Source organism: Edaphocola flava (assembly GCF_004118155.1).
GTDB classification, from domain to species: domain Bacteria; phylum Bacteroidota; class Bacteroidia; order Chitinophagales; family Chitinophagaceae; genus Edaphocola; species Edaphocola flava.
Genome location: NZ_SAIQ01000001.1, coordinates 772,560 through 792,016, shown reverse-complemented (window position 1 = coordinate 792,016; position 19,457 = coordinate 772,560). Strand labels below are relative to the sequence as shown.

General features: G+C 43.5%; 18 protein-coding genes. 11 read left to right on the top strand and 7 right to left on the bottom strand.

The window, feature by feature from the left end:
- The first annotated feature begins 281 nt into the window (after nucleotides 1–281).
- On the top strand, nucleotides 282–2,192 hold the full coding sequence (locus EMP01_RS03415; protein ID WP_129020079.1) for a T9SS type B sorting domain-containing protein: 1,911 nt from the start codon (nucleotides 282–284) through the stop codon (nucleotides 2,190–2,192).
- An 89-nt stretch (nucleotides 2,193–2,281) separates the two neighbouring features.
- Here EMP01_RS03415 and EMP01_RS03410 read toward each other — a convergent pair whose 3' ends face one another.
- From EMP01_RS03410 to EMP01_RS03395, 4 genes are all read right to left on the bottom strand, one after another.
- A complete protein-coding gene (locus EMP01_RS03410) occupies nucleotides 2,282–2,947 on the bottom strand; it encodes a response regulator transcription factor (RefSeq protein ID WP_129020078.1) in 666 nt (221 codons plus the stop codon).
- Nucleotides 2,940–3,587 (bottom strand): sensor histidine kinase, encoded by a 648-nt coding sequence (locus EMP01_RS03405; RefSeq protein ID WP_161971205.1) that lies wholly within the window; start codon nucleotides 3,585–3,587, stop codon nucleotides 2,940–2,942. The genes EMP01_RS03410 and EMP01_RS03405 overlap by 8 nt, the downstream gene beginning before the upstream one ends.
- Nucleotides 3,588–3,694: 107 nt before the next feature.
- The gene (locus EMP01_RS03400; RefSeq protein ID WP_129020076.1) at nucleotides 3,695–4,336 is read right to left on the bottom strand and encodes a hypothetical protein; all 642 of its coding nucleotides are present in this window, start codon (nucleotides 4,334–4,336) and stop codon (nucleotides 3,695–3,697) included.
- A gap of 6 nt (nucleotides 4,337–4,342) precedes the next feature.
- Nucleotides 4,343–4,765, bottom strand: coding sequence for a hypothetical protein (locus tag EMP01_RS03395; protein WP_129020075.1), 423 nt, complete (start codon nucleotides 4,763–4,765; stop codon nucleotides 4,343–4,345).
- A gap of 436 nt (nucleotides 4,766–5,201) precedes the next feature.
- Between EMP01_RS03395 and EMP01_RS03390 the strand changes: the two genes are divergently transcribed.
- Together EMP01_RS03390 and EMP01_RS03385 are read left to right on the top strand one after the other, a co-directional pair.
- Nucleotides 5,202–5,708, top strand: a complete 507-nt coding sequence (locus EMP01_RS03390) for a hypothetical protein (RefSeq protein ID WP_202615983.1) — start codon at nucleotides 5,202–5,204, stop codon at nucleotides 5,706–5,708.
- A gap of 19 nt (nucleotides 5,709–5,727) precedes the next feature.
- Nucleotides 5,728–6,801 (top strand): DUF2891 domain-containing protein, encoded by a 1,074-nt coding sequence (locus EMP01_RS03385; protein WP_129020073.1) that lies wholly within the window; start codon nucleotides 5,728–5,730, stop codon nucleotides 6,799–6,801.
- Nucleotides 6,802–7,306: 505 nt separating this feature from the next.
- On the opposite strand, the gene EMP01_RS03380 is transcribed toward EMP01_RS03385, so the two are convergent.
- Complete coding sequence (locus tag EMP01_RS03380) at nucleotides 7,307–8,152, bottom strand: hypothetical protein (protein WP_129020072.1); 846 nt, start codon at nucleotides 8,150–8,152, stop codon at nucleotides 7,307–7,309.
- 39 nt (nucleotides 8,153–8,191) lie between these two features.
- Between EMP01_RS03380 and EMP01_RS03375 the strand changes: the two genes are divergently transcribed.
- Nucleotides 8,192–8,914 carry a hypothetical protein gene (locus EMP01_RS03375; RefSeq protein ID WP_129020071.1) on the top strand — a complete coding sequence of 241 codons (723 nt, stop codon included), beginning with the start codon at nucleotides 8,192–8,194 and terminating at the stop codon, nucleotides 8,912–8,914.
- A 452-nt stretch (nucleotides 8,915–9,366) separates the two neighbouring features.
- Here EMP01_RS03375 and EMP01_RS03370 read toward each other — a convergent pair whose 3' ends face one another.
- Nucleotides 9,367–10,905 carry an acyl-CoA carboxylase subunit beta gene (locus tag EMP01_RS03370; RefSeq protein WP_129020070.1) on the bottom strand — a complete coding sequence of 513 codons (1,539 nt, stop codon included), beginning with the start codon at nucleotides 10,903–10,905 and terminating at the stop codon, nucleotides 9,367–9,369.
- A 166-nt stretch (nucleotides 10,906–11,071) separates the two neighbouring features.
- Here EMP01_RS03370 and EMP01_RS03365 point away from each other — a divergent pair, with 166 nt between their 5' ends.
- The 4 genes from EMP01_RS03365 to EMP01_RS03350 all read left to right on the top strand — a co-directional run bounded on the left by EMP01_RS03365 (nucleotide 11,072) and on the right by EMP01_RS03350 (nucleotide 14,090).
- The gene (locus EMP01_RS03365) at nucleotides 11,072–11,920 is read left to right on the top strand and encodes a cell division protein FtsX (RefSeq protein ID WP_129020069.1); all 849 of its coding nucleotides are present in this window, start codon (nucleotides 11,072–11,074) and stop codon (nucleotides 11,918–11,920) included.
- Nucleotides 11,921–11,959: 39 nt separating this feature from the next.
- Nucleotides 11,960–12,223 carry a DUF3098 domain-containing protein gene (locus EMP01_RS03360; RefSeq protein ID WP_129020068.1) on the top strand — a complete coding sequence of 88 codons (264 nt, stop codon included), beginning with the start codon at nucleotides 11,960–11,962 and terminating at the stop codon, nucleotides 12,221–12,223.
- A 103-nt stretch (nucleotides 12,224–12,326) separates the two neighbouring features.
- Complete coding sequence (locus EMP01_RS03355; RefSeq protein WP_129020067.1) at nucleotides 12,327–13,856, top strand: SulP family inorganic anion transporter; 1,530 nt, start codon at nucleotides 12,327–12,329, stop codon at nucleotides 13,854–13,856.
- A 39-nt stretch (nucleotides 13,857–13,895) separates the two neighbouring features.
- Entirely contained in the window at nucleotides 13,896–14,090 is a 195-nt protein-coding gene (locus tag EMP01_RS03350; protein ID WP_129020066.1) for a GldL-related protein, read from the top strand.
- 31 nt (nucleotides 14,091–14,121) lie between these two features.
- Here EMP01_RS03350 and nadB read toward each other — a convergent pair whose 3' ends face one another.
- The gene (gene nadB / locus EMP01_RS03345) at nucleotides 14,122–15,717 is read right to left on the bottom strand and encodes an L-aspartate oxidase (RefSeq protein WP_129020065.1); all 1,596 of its coding nucleotides are present in this window, start codon (nucleotides 15,715–15,717) and stop codon (nucleotides 14,122–14,124) included.
- Nucleotides 15,718–16,002: 285 nt separating this feature from the next.
- Here nadB and EMP01_RS03340 point away from each other — a divergent pair, with 285 nt between their 5' ends.
- The 3 genes from EMP01_RS03340 to EMP01_RS03330 all read left to right on the top strand — a co-directional run bounded on the left by EMP01_RS03340 (nucleotide 16,003) and on the right by EMP01_RS03330 (nucleotide 19,419).
- Entirely contained in the window at nucleotides 16,003–16,488 is a 486-nt protein-coding gene (locus EMP01_RS03340) for a hypothetical protein (RefSeq protein ID WP_129020064.1), read from the top strand.
- Between the two features lie 55 nt (nucleotides 16,489–16,543).
- Nucleotides 16,544–17,041 carry a hypothetical protein gene (locus EMP01_RS03335; protein ID WP_129020063.1) on the top strand — a complete coding sequence of 166 codons (498 nt, stop codon included), beginning with the start codon at nucleotides 16,544–16,546 and terminating at the stop codon, nucleotides 17,039–17,041.
- A 137-nt stretch (nucleotides 17,042–17,178) separates the two neighbouring features.
- Nucleotides 17,179–19,419 (top strand): T9SS type A sorting domain-containing protein, encoded by a 2,241-nt coding sequence (locus EMP01_RS03330; RefSeq protein ID WP_129020062.1) that lies wholly within the window; start codon nucleotides 17,179–17,181, stop codon nucleotides 19,417–19,419.
- Nucleotides 19,420–19,457: the final 38 nt, after the last annotated feature.

Genomic DNA, 19,457 nt, shown 5'->3' with positions numbered 1-19,457 from the left:
TTTTGAGTGTTTTTAGCTTCATTACAGGATTACAGACATGTAATTGATAAACATTTTATGATTAACGAATCGGTAACTTATATACATATAATTATAGTCAATTTGTACTGCATCAATCTTCAAATACTTATCTGAATATTTTTTTAATACAAACTAAATCTGCTTTCAGCCTGTCTTTTATAGATAGCAAGGAGCGCAAAAATGTCTGTCAAAAGTTTCATTTCCACAAAACACAGCTCTATTTTGTGCTAGCATCTGAAAACAATTTTATCTCATTTTATATGAAAAATCTGAATTATCGTCTCGGATTATTTTTCTTATTTACCGGTATTTTAAGCTTAGGGAAAGCCCGGGCACAAAATCTCGTAACCAACGGAACCTTTACTGCCGGCAATACCGGCTGGACATTTTTTGCCCCGGCTACTACCGCCGAGGTGATGGCAGAAAATGTATATGGTGGTACCACAACCAATCTTACCGCAGAGATCGATAACGGTTCTAATTTTCGCCAGATAAATATCCCTGTAACACCGGGAGAAACCTACAACCTTTCCTTTAAATGTACGCGAAGAACCGCAGGAGGTGCGGGCTTTAGCCTGCCGCCTATTCCTTGCACGATTAATGCAAAAGTATATAATGGTACTGCGGTTTTCTTAAACCAGAATGTATCTTCTTCCAATACGGTTTTCAACCTGCAGTGCCAGAATTACCAGTTTACCCCAACCACGGCTACGGTAACTTTAGATCTGGCCAATGTAAATAATCCATCCACGCTGGGTATGATCATGGACGATATTACCATTACCCCCGTGAATCAGGTAATCAATTTTTCAGGCCAGGCTTGTGTGGGAGGCGACTTTACCCTTACTGCTCCGGCAAGTACTGCACCCAATGCAGTATACACCAATTACCAGTGGACCGGGCCTAATGGCTTTACCGCTACAGGGCAGACCGCAACGGTTACCAATGCACCGCTAGCAGCTACGGGCACCTATACCTGTACTATGACCTTGAATGGTTGTGTGCAGGTAACGGGTCAGTTTGCGATTACCTTAAGCACTACAGCCACTAACGATATTGCCTATATCTGTGAGGGAGACTCTATTAATATTTTCGGGCAGTTTGTACATACCGCAGGTACTTTCGACAGCACCTTCCAGAATATAAACGGATGCGACAGTGTCTCGACGATTACGGTAAATGTTATGCCGTCACCAGGCAAGATTCTGGCACCGGACAGCCTGATTGTATGTCAGTATGATACCGTTCGTTTAGAAACGAGTACCAATCCCATTAATCCTAATTTCAGCTATTCCTGGACCCCATCTACGGGCCTGAATAGTACTACTGCCCCTAATGTATGGTTCATTGCAGATCAGTCCCGCAATTACACCCTGAGAGTATCGGCACCGGATCCTAATCTCACTTGCTGGATGGAGCATACCGTACATGTGATTGTCAATCCCGGTGACTTCCTTAATCTGAACCTCAATGAAGCCGCAATATGCCCCGGCAACTCTGTACAATTACAGGCCACAGGAGCACAGCAGTATAGCTGGTCGCCCGCTCTGTACGTAGATAATACAAGCAGTGCCACTCCGCTGATTACACCGGTAACCAGTGGTACCTATACCTTAATCGGTACAAGTGATAAAGGCTGTACCGATACACAGCAGGTACAGATCACCGTACACCCGGCTGCAGTGCTGAGTATTCCTGATGTAGTCAATATCTATAGCGGAGAGCAGTATTTTATGGAGCCGGCCACCAATGCAGTACACTTTACCTGGTTCCCGGATGCAGGGCTGAACTCAGCACATGTCAGCAATCCTGTGATGAGTCCCGAAGTAAATACACGTTATTTTGTGGTAGCCACTACCGAAAACGGTTGTACCGTTTCTGACTCTGTAGATATACTGGTGATGAACACAGCGATTGATATGCCTAATGCCTTTGTTCCAGGTAATGGTAGTTTTAAAGTGGTGAAAAGAGGTATTGCCGCATTGAATGTCTTTAAGATATTTAACCGTTGGGGAGAAGAAATATTCTCTACCACCGATATAGAGCATGGATGGGATGGGACCTGGCAAGGCAAGCCGCAGGGCGCCGGAGTATATGTGTACCAGATCGATGCCCGTACGGCAGAAGGTAAGCCATTTAAAAAACAAGGAACGGTGACTTTACTGAGATAGATTATTCAGATAAGTTTGAATATTGATAATATAAAAATTGTGGCCCTCTGTATAAGAGGGCCACAATTTTTATATTCATTTCAGCAGGATTAGTCCAGTACAACAATGCCATGTTTAATGGCATATAAGACCAGTCCCACCCTGGATTTAACCTGGAATTTCTCAAACAGGCTCTCCCGGTATCCATCTATAGTGCGCGGGCTCAGGAACATCGCTTTGGCGATTTCTGCATAGCTCATTTCAGAGCAGGCCAGTTTCAGGAATTCCTTTTCCCGTTCGTTCAGGTTAATGATTGTAGCAATCGGAGAACTGCCATTGATCACTCCACCTATAGTACTGATCACTTTATGGGTGATATGATTATTGTAAAAATACCCTTGCTCCAGTACAGCTACAATAGCTTTCTGCAGCTCATCGGTATCTGCATTTTTCAGTAAATAACCTTTGGCTCCTCTCTGAATCATTTTAATAATCGCCGCCTCATCATCCATAGTGCTCAGGGCCAGGATGGCGATCTGAGGGTAATGGTGACTCAGCCAGGAGGCCGTTTCGTAACCATCCAGCCCCGGCATACGGATATCCAGCAAGGCTATATCCGGCAACTTGTCTGAGGGCAATGCCTCGATGAAGGACTGGCCGTTATCGGCTTCCATAATCACCTCGAAGTTGTCGATGCTGTTGATGAGCATTTTAAGCCCTTTTCTAAATAAGGCATGGTCATCAATAATGGCAACATTAATATATTTACTAGTCATAAGAAGGGATGTTGAGGTGTATGGTTGTGCCTTGTCCGGCATTACTTTCTATTGCAAACTCGCCCTGCAGTAAATGCATTCGGCGCTCCATGTTGCCAATACCCAGCCCTCTGTTCTGTTGGTCTGAAACATTAAAGCCAATACCATTATCCTGTACTGTCACTTTCAATCCCTGATCTTCAGTGTATGCAGTACGCAGGATAATCTCTGTAGCCTGTGCATGTTTAATGATATTCTGCAGGCACTCCTGCAAAATACGGAATAGGATAATTTTATGTTGTACCGGTATATTTTTTTCAGTACCGGAAGTGTACATTTCGCAAAGATGCTGACCTCCTTTATTCAGCTGTCGCCGTTGTTTTTGCAGAAACTCATTGATGCTGATCTGCTGCAGGTAACCACCGTTAAGATTACGGGCTATGCCCCTGAGATCTTCCAGTGCAAGATCAATGTTTTCTTTGATTTCGGCAAGTTCAATTTTTGCTTTTTCAGGATGCTGAATCAGCATATTCAGTTGTATGCTGGATAGGCTCAATACCTGTCCCACATTATCATGTATCTCCTCACTGATGTTCCGGGAGGTCTGCTCCTGTATTTCGAGCTGGGCCTGGAGCAACTGTTCCGAAAATGCCTGTTTCATATTGTCCTTTTCTTCCACATGCTTTCTCTTCCGTTTATTATAGACCGCAACATAAGCAAGCAAAAAAATGACGACAATGAGTGTCATTGTGGTAATGAGTCCTACAATTAAGATGATATCCGTTGCTGATACTTGCATACAAAGGCATAGCTCCAGGAGCCGTACAAGATAAAATTAAGAAAAAGAATGATGACTTGCCGTACAGGAATCTTTAGTTCTTTATTAATAGCAACAAGGTACTCGTAAAACAGGAAGGAAGCAGTACTGCCGAATGCATGTATCAGCAGCCCGGCTACCAGCCAGAAGGGAGCATGACTTTTCAGTTGTACAAAATCATCCTGCGTCATCAGGCTGTAAAAATAGTACAGACTTTGTATAGTAATGAGAATATTGGAAAGAATCATGCTGGTCAGCGTAAATTGTTCCGGACCATTATACATTAATTCTCCTCCGTAAAACAAAAGAAACAATACGGAAAAGATCCATGCAGGTATCTTTCCCGTACTGTTCAGGTTACAGATCTTATATAATATCGCCTGAACAAAATAGAAATTGGTAAGGACATAAATGTTATAAACCATTTTACTGCTGATGTGGTTTTCTGCGGCGTACAGGCCATAGCTTTCAATGCCCACTACAAATAACAGGTACAGTATAAATAATGTCCATGGTGCTTTTACTTTTGGAAGGGTAAAAACAGCAAAACAAAGACAGATCAGTTCGAAGATGATATTAAGATAGAGGATCATAGTGTTTTATGGCCACAGATTGCCGATGTCAAATACGTTGTTTTGAATGTCTCCTAATTGAGCAGGTGTTACACCGCCGTTTACTGCCTGTAAGTAGTCCGTTAACTTCGAAGTACTGATTCTTGTGCCCGGAGGGTTAGTCAGACCTTTCTCTCCGATAGTAGGAATAAAATAGAAAGAGAGTCTTTGGATACCGTCTTTATCTGTTTTAATGCAAGGGTAAACACCTACATACCAATCCTGGTCTGGATTTAATGCAGGCAGCTTACAAAAATCATCAAATAAAGTCTGAAAAGATTCAATAGAATGCAGTTCTCCCTGTGGGCGTTCGATAGGTCTGCCACCCAGGTCGGTGAAAATTACGTTATCTCTGTACGCTTCAATGTTGATCTGTACTTCAGGAACTTCCGAAATCGGCATTTTTGTCATAACTCTATGTGTTTATATGGGTGAATAATTGCAGCGCTAAGGTACACCCTATAGTCAATAGTATCAGCAGCTGCAAAGAACGTAAAAAAAGGATTATATGACGTGCGCAGGCGTCAAGCCTTTACGTATAATTGTTTGAGCGGAGATATGATAATATTAAAAATGATTGCTTGAAAAAATACCGTGAAAAATACCCGCGAGCCCAGGGTGTTTCTCCCCTTTGCTTTAGGTGTTATTCCCCCCTTTTTTAAGCGATTACTTTTTTATATGAAACCAGACAGGCGCTTATCCCAGCTTGTTTTTGCGTATATTTGAATTCATACGGTTTACTATGCATTACTTCTTAAAATCCATTTTATTTCTTCTGTTGGTTTTGCTGTTTTGCAGTGCTGTATCCTGTAGCTCAGATACAAAGCAGTCATCCGGCAAGACTATTATGATTCAGCCTCTGGGCGATTTTTCTCCTGAGCTTTCCCGTGCAATGCTGCAACAGATAAGGCAGATCAATACCAAAACATATTTATGCAAGCCTTTACCAATGCCTGCCCAAGCATATTACCAACCGCGCAACCGCTATCGGGCCGATTCCATTATTCATATGCTCAGACATAAAAGCGGTGCCGATACCGTTTGGATTGCCCTTACGCATAAAGACATCAGTGCAACGAAAGGAGATGTCGCAGACTGGGGTTTAATGGGTCTGGGTTTCCGGCCGGGCAATGCCTGTGTCGCATCTACATTCCGGGTAAATAAGGATAAAGTGAAAGACCAGTTTTTTAAAATTGCGATACATGAATTAGGTCATACACAAGGCTTACCGCATTGCCCTGTGCCCACATGTTATATGCGCGATGCAGAAGGTGGTAATCCAACCGATGAAGAAACCGGCTTCTGTCCTTCCTGTAAAGAGTTCCTGATCCGGAAAGGATGGCAATTGAAGTAGAATAACTATATTAGTGTTTATGAAAAAAGTTATCGTATTGCTTGGCCTGTTTTGTGCTGCATGCAACCTGTCTGCGCAGACAAAGCTGAACCAGGAGATCGCACTGAAGCTTAGCAGAATGCCCCTGCATTGTATCCCATCCGAATTTCCGAATAAGACAAGCCATCTGTCCGATAGCGTTGCAGATGCGCGACTGCTGCCAAGCGAACTGCATCCCGTATTTTACGGTTGCCTGGACTGGCACAGTAGTGTACATGGGCACTGGATGCTGGTACGATTATTACAGGAATATCCACAGCTACCCAATCGGGACAGCATCATTGCCGTATTGGATAACAGTTTTCAACGAGATAAAATGGAGCGGGAAGCCAGTTATTTCGGTAAGTATACCGCCTCCAACACCTATGAACGTACCTATGGCTGGGCCTGGTTGCTGAAGCTGGATGAAGCATTGGCCAGCGGTAAGGATCCGGTGTTTCAGAAATGGCATCAGTCCATGCAGCCCCTTACCCAAAAGATCATCAGCCTCTGGAAAGCATACCTGCCTAAGCAGACCTATCCGAACAGGACCGGTGTGCATCCCAATACAGCCTTTGGTTTAGCCTTTGCCTATGATTGGGCTAAACAGCAGGGCGATACCGCATTCCTGCACCAGATCAGTACTAAAGCGAAAGAGTTTTATTTTGGTAACAGTGATATGCCTGCCTATCTGGAGCCTGATGGCAGCGACTTTTTTTCACCCAGCCTGATGGCCGCCGATCTGATGAAGAGAGTGCTGGATAAAAAAGCATTTAATACCTGGTTTGAACAATACTATAAGACACGCAGTATAGATCGTTTATGTGCCATGCCGGTAGTGAGTGATCGCAGCGATTACCAGACCGTACATCTTGACGGACTCTCGTTCAGCAGGGCATGGTGTATGCGCTCAATCAGCAGTCAGTTGAGTGATCGTAATCCTTACAAAGTACGCTTTAAAACCGCATCAGATGCCTTTCTCAATGCCACGCTGCCGCAGATATTCAATGGCGGTTACGGAGGAGAGCACTGGCTGGCTTCCTTTGCCATATATGCCTTGCTGGAAACACCTTAAATAAAATAAACTGAAATCCGCATGTAGTAACCTATTTTCTTCGTCCTTTTGTCCGGCAACAAAAGGACCAAAAGTGCCTTTGTTTTCATCAAGGCGATTGCGGTGCACCGCCATTTTGTACCGTTGCGTGCATTGATCGTCTGAGCTTAACGTGTGATGCTTTCGGTGCTCAACGATCGCATCTCCAACCAAAATGGCTATCGCTGTGATGAAAACAATAAGCGATCCGTACAAGTACAGATCGTTCAAATGGCCTTATAAATCCGGCGTTAATAAAATCATTGGCTCGGTCGATAAAGTCGGAAACCACTGTCTGAGCGAAGTGAGTCTGGTTTGCGACCGACCGACACCTTGATTTTTAGCCAGGGATTTATACAGCCTTGATTTTTTGGCGGTACCTTTTGCATCAAGGCAAAAGGTAGCCATAAATACAAAATGAAATCAAAGAAATAATGTAGAGCTTTTTTTCTAAAAGCGGATACTCAGTTAAAATAAATGGGTTTGTTTAAAGCAAACCCATTCTGATTAAGTTCTGTGCCAGTGCCGCCGCATATCCCTGCTGACCACCAGGGCTGCTGATCGGGTTATTATTCACCAGGTCAAGTCCCTGCCAGCTTTCACGGGTACGCATTCCGTTTTTGAATGCATACGTATGCGAGCCTGACAGCCTGATCCAGGATACACATACGATACCACCATTCAGGTTACGGATAATAAATTTGTAGTTTTTACTGTGATTGAAATCATCATTCACGCCCTCTACCAGCTCCCAGAAACCGATGACTACATTATCCTGTCCTATCTTACCATATTCATTGGCGACAGGCGGTTTACGCATATCCCGTTCTGCAGGTGTAGACGGTATATTCACCAGCTTCATCAGAGAGTCATTAATGAATGCATGACGGGAAGGGTAGTCTATATTCTTTGAACTGTTTTCTTCAAAATAAGCCTTTACCTTTTCGCTGTTCAGCGAACCATCGGCCTGCAACAGATTTTCGGCCACGACCAGTTCACCCACTTCTTTGAATGTATTCATACTGGTGAAGTTCGGTCGGTAAGCTTTATAGCCCGGCTCAGGAGCCTCAATGCTGTAATAGTAAACGGTGGCACTGCCGAAGGTGTCTTCAAAGCTGTGCAGCTCATAAGAGAGCAGTGTCTTTGTACCGGCAGCATCTTTTACATAGTAGCTTTTGCCGATGCTTTTTACTTTCTCCGAAGAGAGGTTGGCAATCACTTTCCCATCAGCCTGGAAGTTGCCGGATTTTTTATCAAAAGTGATTTGCTGGGCTTTGGATAAGCCAGGCAGCAATAACAGGATAAAAACAAGGACAGGGTACTTATTGAACATTTTTTATATATTTTTGCCGCTAAAGATAAACAAATAATCATGAAAAAAATTTTACTGGGCGCAATGCTCTTTTCTTGCATCCTGGGTGCTGTACACACTGTACAGGCACAGGGAAAATTTATGGATAAGCTGAACAAATTTGCCGGAAAGGAAGATGATCTGGGCAGATATGAAGGTGCTAATTACATCATCGATGGTAATGGCAGTGTAACGTTTGAGGATGGTACCACACAGGAAGGTACTGTGAAGTTTATAGTGAGTACAAGCATGACAGATCTGAAATTTGTATGGTTTACGCCTGCAAATGAAATGGAGCCGAAACAACTGGGCAGTAAGGATGTAAAATTCTTTACGGTAAAGAATAAAACCTTCTATCCTATACGCATGAAGGAAGACGATATCTCTATCGGCAATACCCGCATCTTCATGGAGCGCCTGAACAACAGTGATGATGATAAATTCAAAATGTTCTTCCTGCGCAAACTGGAAGTAACACCTAAAGACTTTGCAGCAAGCAAGCCTTATACCTTAAGCACAGGCTATTATGTAATGTTGCCGGAGTTTAAAAATGCTCATGAGATTATTGACATTACCTTCACTCCGTTTGCAAAAAAAATGAGCGAATACCTGAAAGACTGTCCGGAAGTATCTGAGAAAATCAAAGACAAAAAAGACGGTTATAAATACAATGTATTCAAAGGAGCAGAAAACAATGAAGTATTCCTGCGCATTATGGATGAATACAATAAATGTGGTAAATAAGATAAACTGGTATCCGCTTAAAGGGAACAAAGTCTAGTATTATATTTTATGCATTCTATTTATATCTATTGCTACCTTTTGCCTTGATGCAAAAGGTACCGCCAAAAAATCAACGCTGGATTTATAAGGCCTTTCTAAGCGATCCGTACCGTACGGATCGCTTACTTGTTTTCATCACAGCGATAGCCATTTTGGAGTGGAGCTGCGATCGTTGAGCAGCGAACGCATCACACGTTAAGCTCAGACGATCAGTGCACGCAACGGTACAAAATGGCGGTGCCTCGCAATCGCCTTGATGAAAACAAAGGCACTTTTGGTCCTTTTGTTGCCGGACAAAAGGACGAATAAAATAGTTTACTATATGCGGATAGTCAGTTAAGATAATTCTAAATTAGAATCGATATAAAAAAGGGTTCGCATTGCGAACCCTTTTTTATATCGATGTATACCGTTTACAGCGGAATATTATCGTGTTTTTTCTTCGGCATTTTAACCACTTTATTTTCCAGCATTTTAAATGCACGGATCAGTTTCTCACGCGTGTTTTCCGGTAAGATAACCTCGTCGATAAAGCCACGTGCTGCAGCACCGTAAGGGTTTGCAAATTTCTCTGTGTATTCCAGTTCTTTTTCTTTCCATTTTGCATCTTTATCCTCAGCAGCAGCGATGTCTTTTTTGAAGATGATCTCTGCAGCACCCTTAGCACCCATTACCGCGATCTCTGCAGTAGGCCATGCATAGTTCATATCCGCACCGATGTGTTTAGAGTTCATCACATCATAAGCACCGCCGTAAGCTTTACGGGTAATCACGGTCAGCTTAGGTACAGTAGCCTCACTCAGCGCAAATAATAATTTAGCACCGTTAGAGATGATACCGTTCCACTCCTGGTCTGTACCTGGCAGGAAGCCCGGAACATCTACCAGTACTAATAAAGGAATATTGAAGGCATCACAGAAACGTACGAAACGTGCTCCTTTTTTAGAAGCATTAATGTCCAGTACACCTGCCATGCTTGCCGGCTGATTGGCTACGATACCGATGCTGCGACCAGCAATGCGTGCAAAGCCTACCACAATATTCTCCGCATAATGTTTATGTACTTCCACAAAAGAATCTGCATCGGCCAGCTCTTCGATCACCTCTTTCATATCATAAGGCTGGTTCGCATTTTCCGGGATAATGTTTTTCAGTTTCTCCCTGATTTCATTGCCCGCTTCGTAAGGGTAGATAGGTGCATCCTCTTCGCAGTTCTGTGGCATATAGCTCAGCAGTTTTTTCAGGTAATCAATACACTCGATCTCATTGGCACAGGCAAAGTGTGTCACACCCGATTTCTCAGCATGCGTCATTGCACCACCCAGCTCTTCACTGGTTACATTTTCATGTGTCACTGTTTTTACCACATTCGGTCCGGTTACGAACATATAAGAAGTATGCTCTACCATCAGGATGAAATCGGTAATTGCTGGAGAATATACCGCACCACCGGCACAAGGTCCCATAATGGCCGACAGCTGCGGGATTACACCTGAAGCCTGTACATTGCGATAGAAGATATCGGCATAACCACCCAGGGAGACTACTCCTTCCTGGATACGCGCACCACCACTGTCATTCAGACCGATTACCGGAGCACCGTTCTGCATGGCCAGGTCCATGATCTTACAGATCTTTTCTGCCTGCGTTTCGGAAAGGCTGCCCCCGAATACAGTAAAGTCCTGAGAGAATACATATACCAGTCTTCCGTTTACCGTACCGTAACCCGTTACCACACCATCACCCAGGTATTGTTCATTTTCCATGCCGAAGTCTGTGCAACGGTGCTTCACAAACATACCGATCTCCTCAAACGAACCTTCATCCATTAATAACTGCACTCTTTCTCTCGCCGTAAGTTTTCCTTTTTTGTGCTGACTTTCGATTCTTGCCTGTCCGCCACCTGATAATGCTTTTTCGGTATGCTGCTGCAGGGTTGCTAATTTATCCATCGGGAATAATTGAAAATGTTGAATTTTTTGAAATTTCGTGAAGCAAATTTAGAGAAATGTGGGTATTTATCCAATGTTAATGGCTTATGTTTAGCCAGTTTTTTACTATTTTTGGGCAAATCGCCGGTATATCTGCTATTATACCGGATTAGCTTAAACAGATCAGATGAAGAAAATCACACCTTCTTATATATACTCCATCATCGGCGTAGCGCTGGTATTATTCCTGCTGGGCTCACTGGGCTGGCTGATGCTGAATGGCCGTGGCATGAACAAATTCCTGAAAGGGAATGTACAGATGCAGGTCATCATGCATGATAATACCCGCCAGGAAAAAGCGGATGAGTTGCAGAAAATACTGGAAAAACAGGGTTTTGTATCCCAGGTCAAAATGATCACAAAGGAAGAAGCGGCTGCACAGTTTTCTAAAGAGTACGATGAAGACTTTACCGAACTGCTGGACTTCAACCCACTGTATACCTCTCTTAATGTAAATCTGTATCCGGGCTATGTGAATACAGACAGCATGGAGAAGATCAAAAAATTCATGTTGCAGAGCAATATTGTGCGTGAAGTGGTGTATCCTAAACCGATCGTCAACACGCTGGACAGCACCCTTAACCGTGTCAGCATTATCCTGGCGGTAGTTTCCCTGATCTTACTGTTCAGTGTTATTTTCCTCATCGACAATACCGTTCGTTTATCCATGTTCAGCAGCCGTCATACCATTAAGACCATGCAGATGGTGGGTGCAACCCATCGCTTTATTGCCCGTCCTTTTGACCGTTCTGCGATCTTCAGCGGACTAATCAGTGCAGCGGTGGCCATTGTAGCAATCCTGGGTTTAAAATCCTTTGTACTGAGCCGCTTCCCGGAACTGAACGCATTCAGTGACAATACCCTGTTTATCGCTTTACTGGTACTGGTACTGATACTGGGCGTGCTGATATCCCTGATCAGTACACACCGTTCAGTATTAAAGTATCTTAAACTTAAAGTTGAGGATTTGTATTAAAAAATAATTTACTATTTTTGGCATTCTAATATTCAATCAATGGCATTACCCAATAATAAAAGCAATTCACCAAAGACATTTCAGTTTAGCAAAGAGAACTATTACCTGATGTTTGCCGGACTGGCATTGATCGTTATCGGCTTCATGCTGATGGCAGGTGGTAAAAGTGACGATCCAAATGTGTATTCAAAAGATATCTTCAGTTTCAGAAGAATTACGCTGGCACCGATTGTGGTGATCCTGGGATTCATTGTTGAGATCGTAGCTATCATGCGTAAGCCTAAAACGAACGTAAAAGGATAATCCGTTTCTCCTCACCGACCTTATATATTGCGCTTCAGGCTTCTGCCCGGAGCGCTTCTTTTTGTAATCCCCCGCACCTCAGCTATTTTCAGTTTTATTCATTATGCCTTTTTTTACCAGTCCATTTGATTTTAGCCGGAAGGTTAATTATAAAAATGAAATACTAGCCGGGCTTACCGTAGCCATGACCATGATCCCGGAATCGCTGTCTTTTGCGATCCTGGCGGGCCTTAGCCCACTTACCGGACTGTATGCTGCCTTCCTGATGGGATTGGTTACAGCCATCCTTGGAGGCCGTCCGGGAATGGTTTCCGGCGGTGCCGGAGCCACGGTGGTGGTATTAATTGCCCTGGCCAAAGATCATGGTATGGAGTACCTGTTTGCAGCAGTGTTGCTGGCCGGAGTATTACAATTCCTGGTTGGTGCACTGAAGCTGGCAAAGTTTGTACGCCTTATACCCCAGCCGGTAATGTATGGTTTTCTGAATGGCCTGGCTGTCATCATCTTTATGGCGCAGGTAGTACAATTCAAAACTGCCGGTGGCACCCAATGGTTGCAGGGTAATGCCCTGTATGTGATGCTGGGATTAACTTTGCTGACCATTGCCATTGTATATTTTTTTCCTCAAATGACCAAAGCCGTTCCGGCATCGCTTGTGGCTATACTGGTCGTATTTGCCATCGTTACAGGCTTTGGTATACAGACCAGAACGGTAGCGGATATTGCCCATATCAGCGGTAGCCTGCCGGCATTTCATATTCCACTGGTACCCTTTTCACTGGATACCCTAAAGATCATCTTTCCTTTCTCTCTTGTTATGGCGGGTGTGGGCCTGATCGAGTCCTTGCTCACCTTGTCTATGGTTGATGAGATTACCGGTACAAAGGGAAATGCCAACAGAGAAGCTATGGCACAGGGTGCGGCCAATGTGACTAATGGCCTTTTTGCAGGTATGGGAGGTTGTGCCATGGTAGCGCAAACGCTGGTCAATATTAACGCCGGTTCTCGTGCCAGACTGGCCGGTATTATCGCTTCCGTTACTATACTCATCATCATCCTGGTGGGTGCACCTTTTATAGAAAAGATACCTATGGCTGCATTGGTTGGCGTGATGATGATGGTGGCGATCGGGACCTTCCAGTGGGTATCGTTTCGCATCATCAACAAAATGCCTAAATCAGATATATTTGTAGGCATTACCGTTGCGGTAATTACCGTGCTGCTGCATAACCTTGCGCTGGCTGTATTAGCCGGTGTGGTCATTGCCGCGCTTGTATTTGCCTGGGATAATGCCAAACGCATTCGTGCCCGCAAGTATGTCGATGAAAACGGGGTGAAGCATTATGAGATTTACGGACCCTTATTCTTCGGTTCTGTTTCCGCTTTTGCAGAAAAATTTGATCCGGCACATGATCCTGCCGAAGTGATCATCGATTTTAAAGAAAGTCGTGTGGCAGATATGAGCGCTATCGACATGCTGCATAAACTGACAGATCGCTACCAGCAGCAGGGTAAGGTATTGCGCCTGCGCCACCTGAGTGAAGACTGCCGGAAAATATTGCAAAACGCCGCTACTGTAATAGAGGTAAATATTATGGAAGACCCGACTTATAAAGTAATGAGCCAGGAGTAAGCATTACAATTTGTACACCCGAAAAACAGATATAAAAACATGAAATCATTAGTCATTACCGCAATCATTCTGACCGCTGCAGGAATTATCTCCACACTCGTAGGTGCTTTATTCAAGCTGGAACACCTGCCTGGTGCAGCGATGATGCTAGGCCTGGGTATGTTGGGCGAAGTAGTAGGTGTAATATTACTGGCCATATACTTTATCCGCAGGGCTAAAAAATATCATCAATAAAAAAAGAAGCGCATATGCGCTTCCTTTTTTATTACAGAACAATATTCTGTAGTATATCATTCTTTCCGGGATAGTCTGTGGTGTAATGCAGGCCCCGGCTCTCTTTACGGAACTGAGCCCCTTTTACAATCAGGTAGCCGATAGTGATCAGGTTGCGCAGCTCGACCAGTTGCGGTGAGATTGTGCTGGTTTCATACAGGGCTTCCGTTTCATCATGCAGGAGATCCAGGCGGCGCATAGCCCTTTGCAGCCGCACATCATTACGTACGATACCCACATAATCACTCATAATCGATTCCAGCTCTTTACGGGTCTGGGTGATCAGGATCATCTCTTTCGGTTCTCCAGTACCGTCCGCATTCCAGTCGGGAATATCGTCCCGGAAGGTGCTGTTCAGGTATAGTTCTGCAGCCCGGTCTGCACAGCGGTTACCGTATACCAGTGCCTCCAACAGGGAGTTGCTCGCCAGGCGATTGGCACCATGCAGGCCCGTACTGCTGCATTCACCGCAGGCCAGTAAGTGCATGATCGAGGTTTGTCCGCGTGTATCCGTTTTAATACCTCCGCAGCAGTAATGTGCCGCCGGAGCTACTGGTATCATTTGTGTAAACACATCTATACCGATGCTTTTACACTTCTCATAAATGTTGGGGAAGTGATGCAGGAATTTTTCCTGATCCATATGACGGCAATCAAGGTATACGTGCGATGCACCTGTTACCTTCATTTCATTATCTATAGCGCGGGCTACAATATCGCGGGGAGCCAGGTCTTTACGTTCATCATAGCGTGGCATAAATGCTTCTCCATGCACATTGCGTAAGATGCCCCCGTCGCCACGTACCGCTTCCGTAATCAGGAAAGAAGGACTGACGCCCACTTCGTACAGGGCAGTAGGGTGGAATTGTATAAACTCCATATTTTCGATACGTCCCTTAGCACGGTATACCATAGCAATACCATCGCCGGTCGCGATCTTAGGATTGGTTGTACTGCGGTACACCTGTCCGGCACCACCGGTCGCCATAAGCGTGACCTTACCCAGTATCTTCTCTATATGGTTGGTCTCTTTATTGAGCACATATACACCATAGCAGGTAATATCCGGTGTCGATTTGGTCACCAGGTGTCCCAGGTGGTGTTGTGTAATAATATCCACCACAAAATAATTTTTGAAGATATGGATATTGTCAAAACGCTTGACTTCTTCGAGTAGTGCGCGCTCAATTTCCCAGCCGGTAATATCTTTATAATGCAGGATGCGGAAGTCGGAGTGCCCGCCTTCTTTACCCCTAAGGTATTCGCCTTGCGCATCTTTATCAAAGCGGGTACCCCAGTCGATCATCTCCTGTACCATCTGCGGACCTTCAGTAACCACAATTTTAACCACCTCCTCATTACACAATCCGTCACCGGCAATGAGGGTATCCTTTATATGTTTGTCAAAGCTATCACCGTCAGTATCTACTACCGCGATACCGCCCTGTGCATATTTAGTATTGGTTTCATTATCTTCCTGAGCCTTGGTCAGCAAAGTGATCCTGGCCTCAGGAAAGCGTTGTGCCGTTTTGATGGCAAAAGTGAGTCCGGCAATACCGGAACCTATGATTAGAAAGTCAGTCTGCAAATCGCACAATTATATTGGTGATAAAATATCGTAGGATCAGTTTTGTGAGTTTAAAACTACAGTAATACAATGAAATGACCATTCAGATAACAAATATTTTACAGGAACATCATTGATTCAGAATATATATAATTGTAGCGCCCGTTCATTTACGGCTTCCTTCACTATTTAAAATGCTGGTTTTGAAATTGAAATTTTCCTTACGTCTTTAACATTTAGATAGTAAGGAATTGATACACAAACAGATGATTTATTTTAATTTTAGCTAATCAATACAACTAAACTGTGCCGAAAAAATACCTTTCTTTATTTGCCTCGCTTCTTCTTCTATTCTCGGCCTGCAATAAGGATCGAAATAAAAAATCTACCTTCTATATTGACGGTAAACAATATGAAACACGAAAGTTTGAGGCTTATGTTATGAGTGGAAACTCAGAGATGACTTATTCAGGGAGTGAATTTGTATCTCTGGTCTTTTTTGATGCGGGATTCTCCAAAAGTGGTGCTATCCCAATTTCTAACAGTACCCAACCTGCTACTGCAAATATTGGAGTTATCCTTGGGGATGGTAAAATTTATATTGTTTCCTCTTATACAAACGCTGTTGTTTCGGCTACTGAAGAAAATGGTCTAGGAAAATATACTATAGAGCCGATCTGGTTGCGGATACGGGTACCTGATCCAAGTGATAGCACTAAAGCTATAGAAGGCAATGACAGTATCCGCTTTTGGGGCACTATTTACGAAGCTAAAGATAAAACTATACGATAGTACTTATCATAATCTGAATCTATAAAAACTTTTATACCACTACAAGTACACTTTTATGAAATACACTTCACTATTATTATCCGCTTTATTTCTTTTGGGCTTTGCGGCCTGCAATAAGGATAGAAATGAAAAATCTGAATTATATATTGATGGTACAAGACTAAGTACACGAAACGTTGAAGGATATTATATGATGGGACAACCACAAATATACCTACTCAATAAAATTAATGGAAAAGAAATCAGCTTCGAATTTGATTTTAATGTTCATTCATATCCTAAATCAGGTTCATTTGTTCTTAGTTATGGAGGAACAGATGATACCCTGGTACCCATTGGGTTTATTCTTGATGGTGTACAGTACTTTACAGACAAGCATAACTCTTCGCGTATTGATGCTTATGAGTATAAGGGTAAGGGTAAGTATATAATTAACCCTACAGTATTTTATTCTTACTTCCCGGATCCTACTAATAGTTTTTATATCAAAGGCAATGATAGCTTATTAGTCAGGGGTACTATATATGAACCAAAGGATATTACCGTCCGCTAGCGTCCTGAGCAATTTCCTCTAATGATTTTACAACTAACCTGATCTGTACTATGTTCGGTACGGTCTGGGGTTGCTATGTCTAATCCCCCATAAATCCACAATATTTTATTTTTAACACTTAAAATCATAAATCATTTATGAAAAAATACTTAACAGCCCTGCTGCTGTCCTCAGGTTTATGCAGCTTATCTTACGCACAGAATGCCTGGCTGCCCGATCGTACCTTTGCTTCCGGTTCAAATCCACAGATTTGTGACAACAGCCCCTGGAAACTCATTTTGTTTGACGATTTCAATGGAACCAGTCTGGACGATTCTAAATGGATCACCTATGGCTCCTGGCTGGGTATGGAGCAGCCTCTGCCCAATGGAGGCTGGTATTATAACGATTACTGCCAGAACGCTAACTCGCGACGCTCCGGCTGGTGGCAGCCTGATGGGATACATGACGAATGGAATGCCGGTGACCTGGACCAAAATGTGATTGTGAGTAATGGTACGGTAAAACTGAAGGTGAAAAGCCAGGCCTATACGGATGCTGATGGGCATACAGAATATTATACCACAGGTAAAATATCTACCCGGTACTATTACCAGAACCAGAAAAAGGCTTTTAATGCCGGCAAGTTTGAGGTGCGTATGAAAATGCCGGTATTCCCCAAAGCCCATACTACTTTATGGACTTGGTATGGTAGTTATGTAGGAGTCAATGAAATAGATATGGCCGAAAGCTATGGCCCGGACTGGAGCGGACAGTATGGAGGCAATCCCTTCACCTTTAACCGTTACAGGACCAGAATGTCTTATCCAACCCATGCATGGGGTAAGAAGTCTACCGATACATCTGTTGCTCCCCTACCATATCATACTACTAAAAATGCCTCACAAAATGCAAAAGATATCCAGTATCCCCGGCAAAAATATATCAACTGGATGGCGGGCAATTACCTTTACCTGAATGACTGGCATACCTATACCTGTGAGTGGGATACTACTGTCATACGCTTCTACCTGGACAATGAGCTGGTGCATACCATGTGGAAGTATTATAAAGAGGCTTCAGTCTATACAAACAGTGGTCTGAGCTATACAGTTAAGATCGGTTCGGGTTGTAACCCAAATGGAACCTATAAAGTTACCTACGGTTTCCCTTACAGAAGGGATAACTCAAACTGTAACTTTAATATTACTACCGGTGTTGACGGGATTCATGGCCCAGCTACTTCAGGTGTCACCGAGCTGGGCGAGGCCGAAGTCGATTATGTAAAAATCTGGCAGCGCCATCCTGAGCTTGATGGGTATAGCGAAATATGTAACAGTTCGTCGCAGATCACTGGGCCTGCTTATGTATGCGGTACAGCAGCCTTTTCGGTAACTCCTCCGGTAACGGGGGGTACCTGGTCGGTCGATAATAACTCTTTAAACATTACCGGTTATGCTAACCAGGGCAGTACAGTATATGTACAGAACAATACAGCCAATCCTGTACCGGCCAATACAGCGCTGCTACAGTATCAGTATACACCCGATGGATGTCCTTCAAATAAAATAAATAAACTGGTGCAGAATGGTACCGTGAGTAACCAGGTCGTATCCTGCTTTCAGAACATATTCCCTTTTAAAATGGGCCTGAGCCTACAGGTGCTTAATCCACAGGCTGGCGCAACTTATGAGTGGGTGGTGAATTATTCCCATCCGGTCAACGGCAGTAATACTTATCATGCTTATGGTTCGTCTATACAGACACCGCGCTTTTTTCATTTCGGTATTTTTTACTATAGCGTAAGCTGGTCGCTTAAAGTGACCAATGCATGTGGTCAGCGTATGTTTTATGGATCAAAAAATGCCCTGAATATGGTCGCGCCTACATATGGCAGGCCGGACACTTATAGGGAGAAAGATGGTTCGGCCATATATCTGCAAACCCGCCTTAATGAGGAAGACAGTACACTACTGGAACGAAATGTATATGAGGCAGTGGCCAATAAAATGGTAGAAGATATTAATGATACGATTGCTATACACAGTATGATTGATGATTTGTATATGACGAATCTGGAACCTTATATTTACTTCGATGATTTTGATCAAACAGAAATTCAGTATAATGCAACACTTCCGTTTCCGGTAATGAAGACAAGCCAAACACTTGTATTTCCTAACCCGGCCAATGATCGTATAACTATTATACTGGGCAAATCATTTAAGGAGAATGAATTGGTGGATTACCAGATCATCAATATGAAAGGGGTAGTTGTAGATCAGAATAAACTGGCACAAGACAGAGCGCTGAATATTACGCAATTCCCGGAAGGAATTTATATTCTGGAAGTGCAGCAGCAAGGGAGAACAGAGCAGGTGAAATTTCAGAAATACTAATAATAAGAAGGCTATCCCGTCGGGATAGCCTTCTTATT

Excerpts from the sequence above, each read along its gene's own strand:
- EMP01_RS03410 (WP_129020078.1), bottom strand. The coding sequence starts at position 2,947 with ATGACTAGTAAATATATTAATGTTGCCATTATTGATGACCATGCCTTA.
- EMP01_RS03350 (WP_129020066.1), top strand. The coding sequence starts at position 13,896 with ATGAAATCATTAGTCATTACCGCAATCATTCTGACCGCTGCAGGAATT.
- EMP01_RS03370 (WP_129020070.1), bottom strand. The coding sequence starts at position 10,905 with ATGGATAAATTAGCAACCCTGCAGCAGCATACCGAAAAAGCATTATCA.
- EMP01_RS03400 (WP_129020076.1), bottom strand. The coding sequence starts at position 4,336 with ATGATCCTCTATCTTAATATCATCTTCGAACTGATCTGTCTTTGTTTT.
- EMP01_RS03415 (WP_129020079.1), top strand. The coding sequence starts at position 282 with ATGAAAAATCTGAATTATCGTCTCGGATTATTTTTCTTATTTACCGGT.
- EMP01_RS03360 (WP_129020068.1), top strand. The coding sequence starts at position 11,960 with ATGGCATTACCCAATAATAAAAGCAATTCACCAAAGACATTTCAGTTT.
- EMP01_RS03355 (WP_129020067.1), top strand. The coding sequence starts at position 12,327 with ATGCCTTTTTTTACCAGTCCATTTGATTTTAGCCGGAAGGTTAATTAT.
- EMP01_RS03335 (WP_129020063.1), top strand. The coding sequence starts at position 16,544 with ATGAAATACACTTCACTATTATTATCCGCTTTATTTCTTTTGGGCTTT.
- EMP01_RS03330 (WP_129020062.1), top strand. The coding sequence starts at position 17,179 with ATGAAAAAATACTTAACAGCCCTGCTGCTGTCCTCAGGTTTATGCAGC.
- EMP01_RS03395 (WP_129020075.1), bottom strand. The coding sequence starts at position 4,765 with ATGACAAAAATGCCGATTTCGGAAGTTCCTGAAGTACAGATCAACATT.
- EMP01_RS03365 (WP_129020069.1), top strand. The coding sequence starts at position 11,072 with ATGAAGAAAATCACACCTTCTTATATATACTCCATCATCGGCGTAGCG.
- EMP01_RS03375 (WP_129020071.1), top strand. The coding sequence starts at position 8,192 with ATGAAAAAAATTTTACTGGGCGCAATGCTCTTTTCTTGCATCCTGGGT.
- EMP01_RS03380 (WP_129020072.1), bottom strand. The coding sequence starts at position 8,152 with ATGTTCAATAAGTACCCTGTCCTTGTTTTTATCCTGTTATTGCTGCCT.
- EMP01_RS03405 (WP_161971205.1), bottom strand. The coding sequence starts at position 3,587 with ATGAAACAGGCATTTTCGGAACAGTTGCTCCAGGCCCAGCTCGAAATA.
- EMP01_RS03385 (WP_129020073.1), top strand. The coding sequence starts at position 5,728 with ATGAAAAAAGTTATCGTATTGCTTGGCCTGTTTTGTGCTGCATGCAAC.
- EMP01_RS03390 (WP_202615983.1), top strand. The coding sequence starts at position 5,202 with ATGATTCAGCCTCTGGGCGATTTTTCTCCTGAGCTTTCCCGTGCAATG.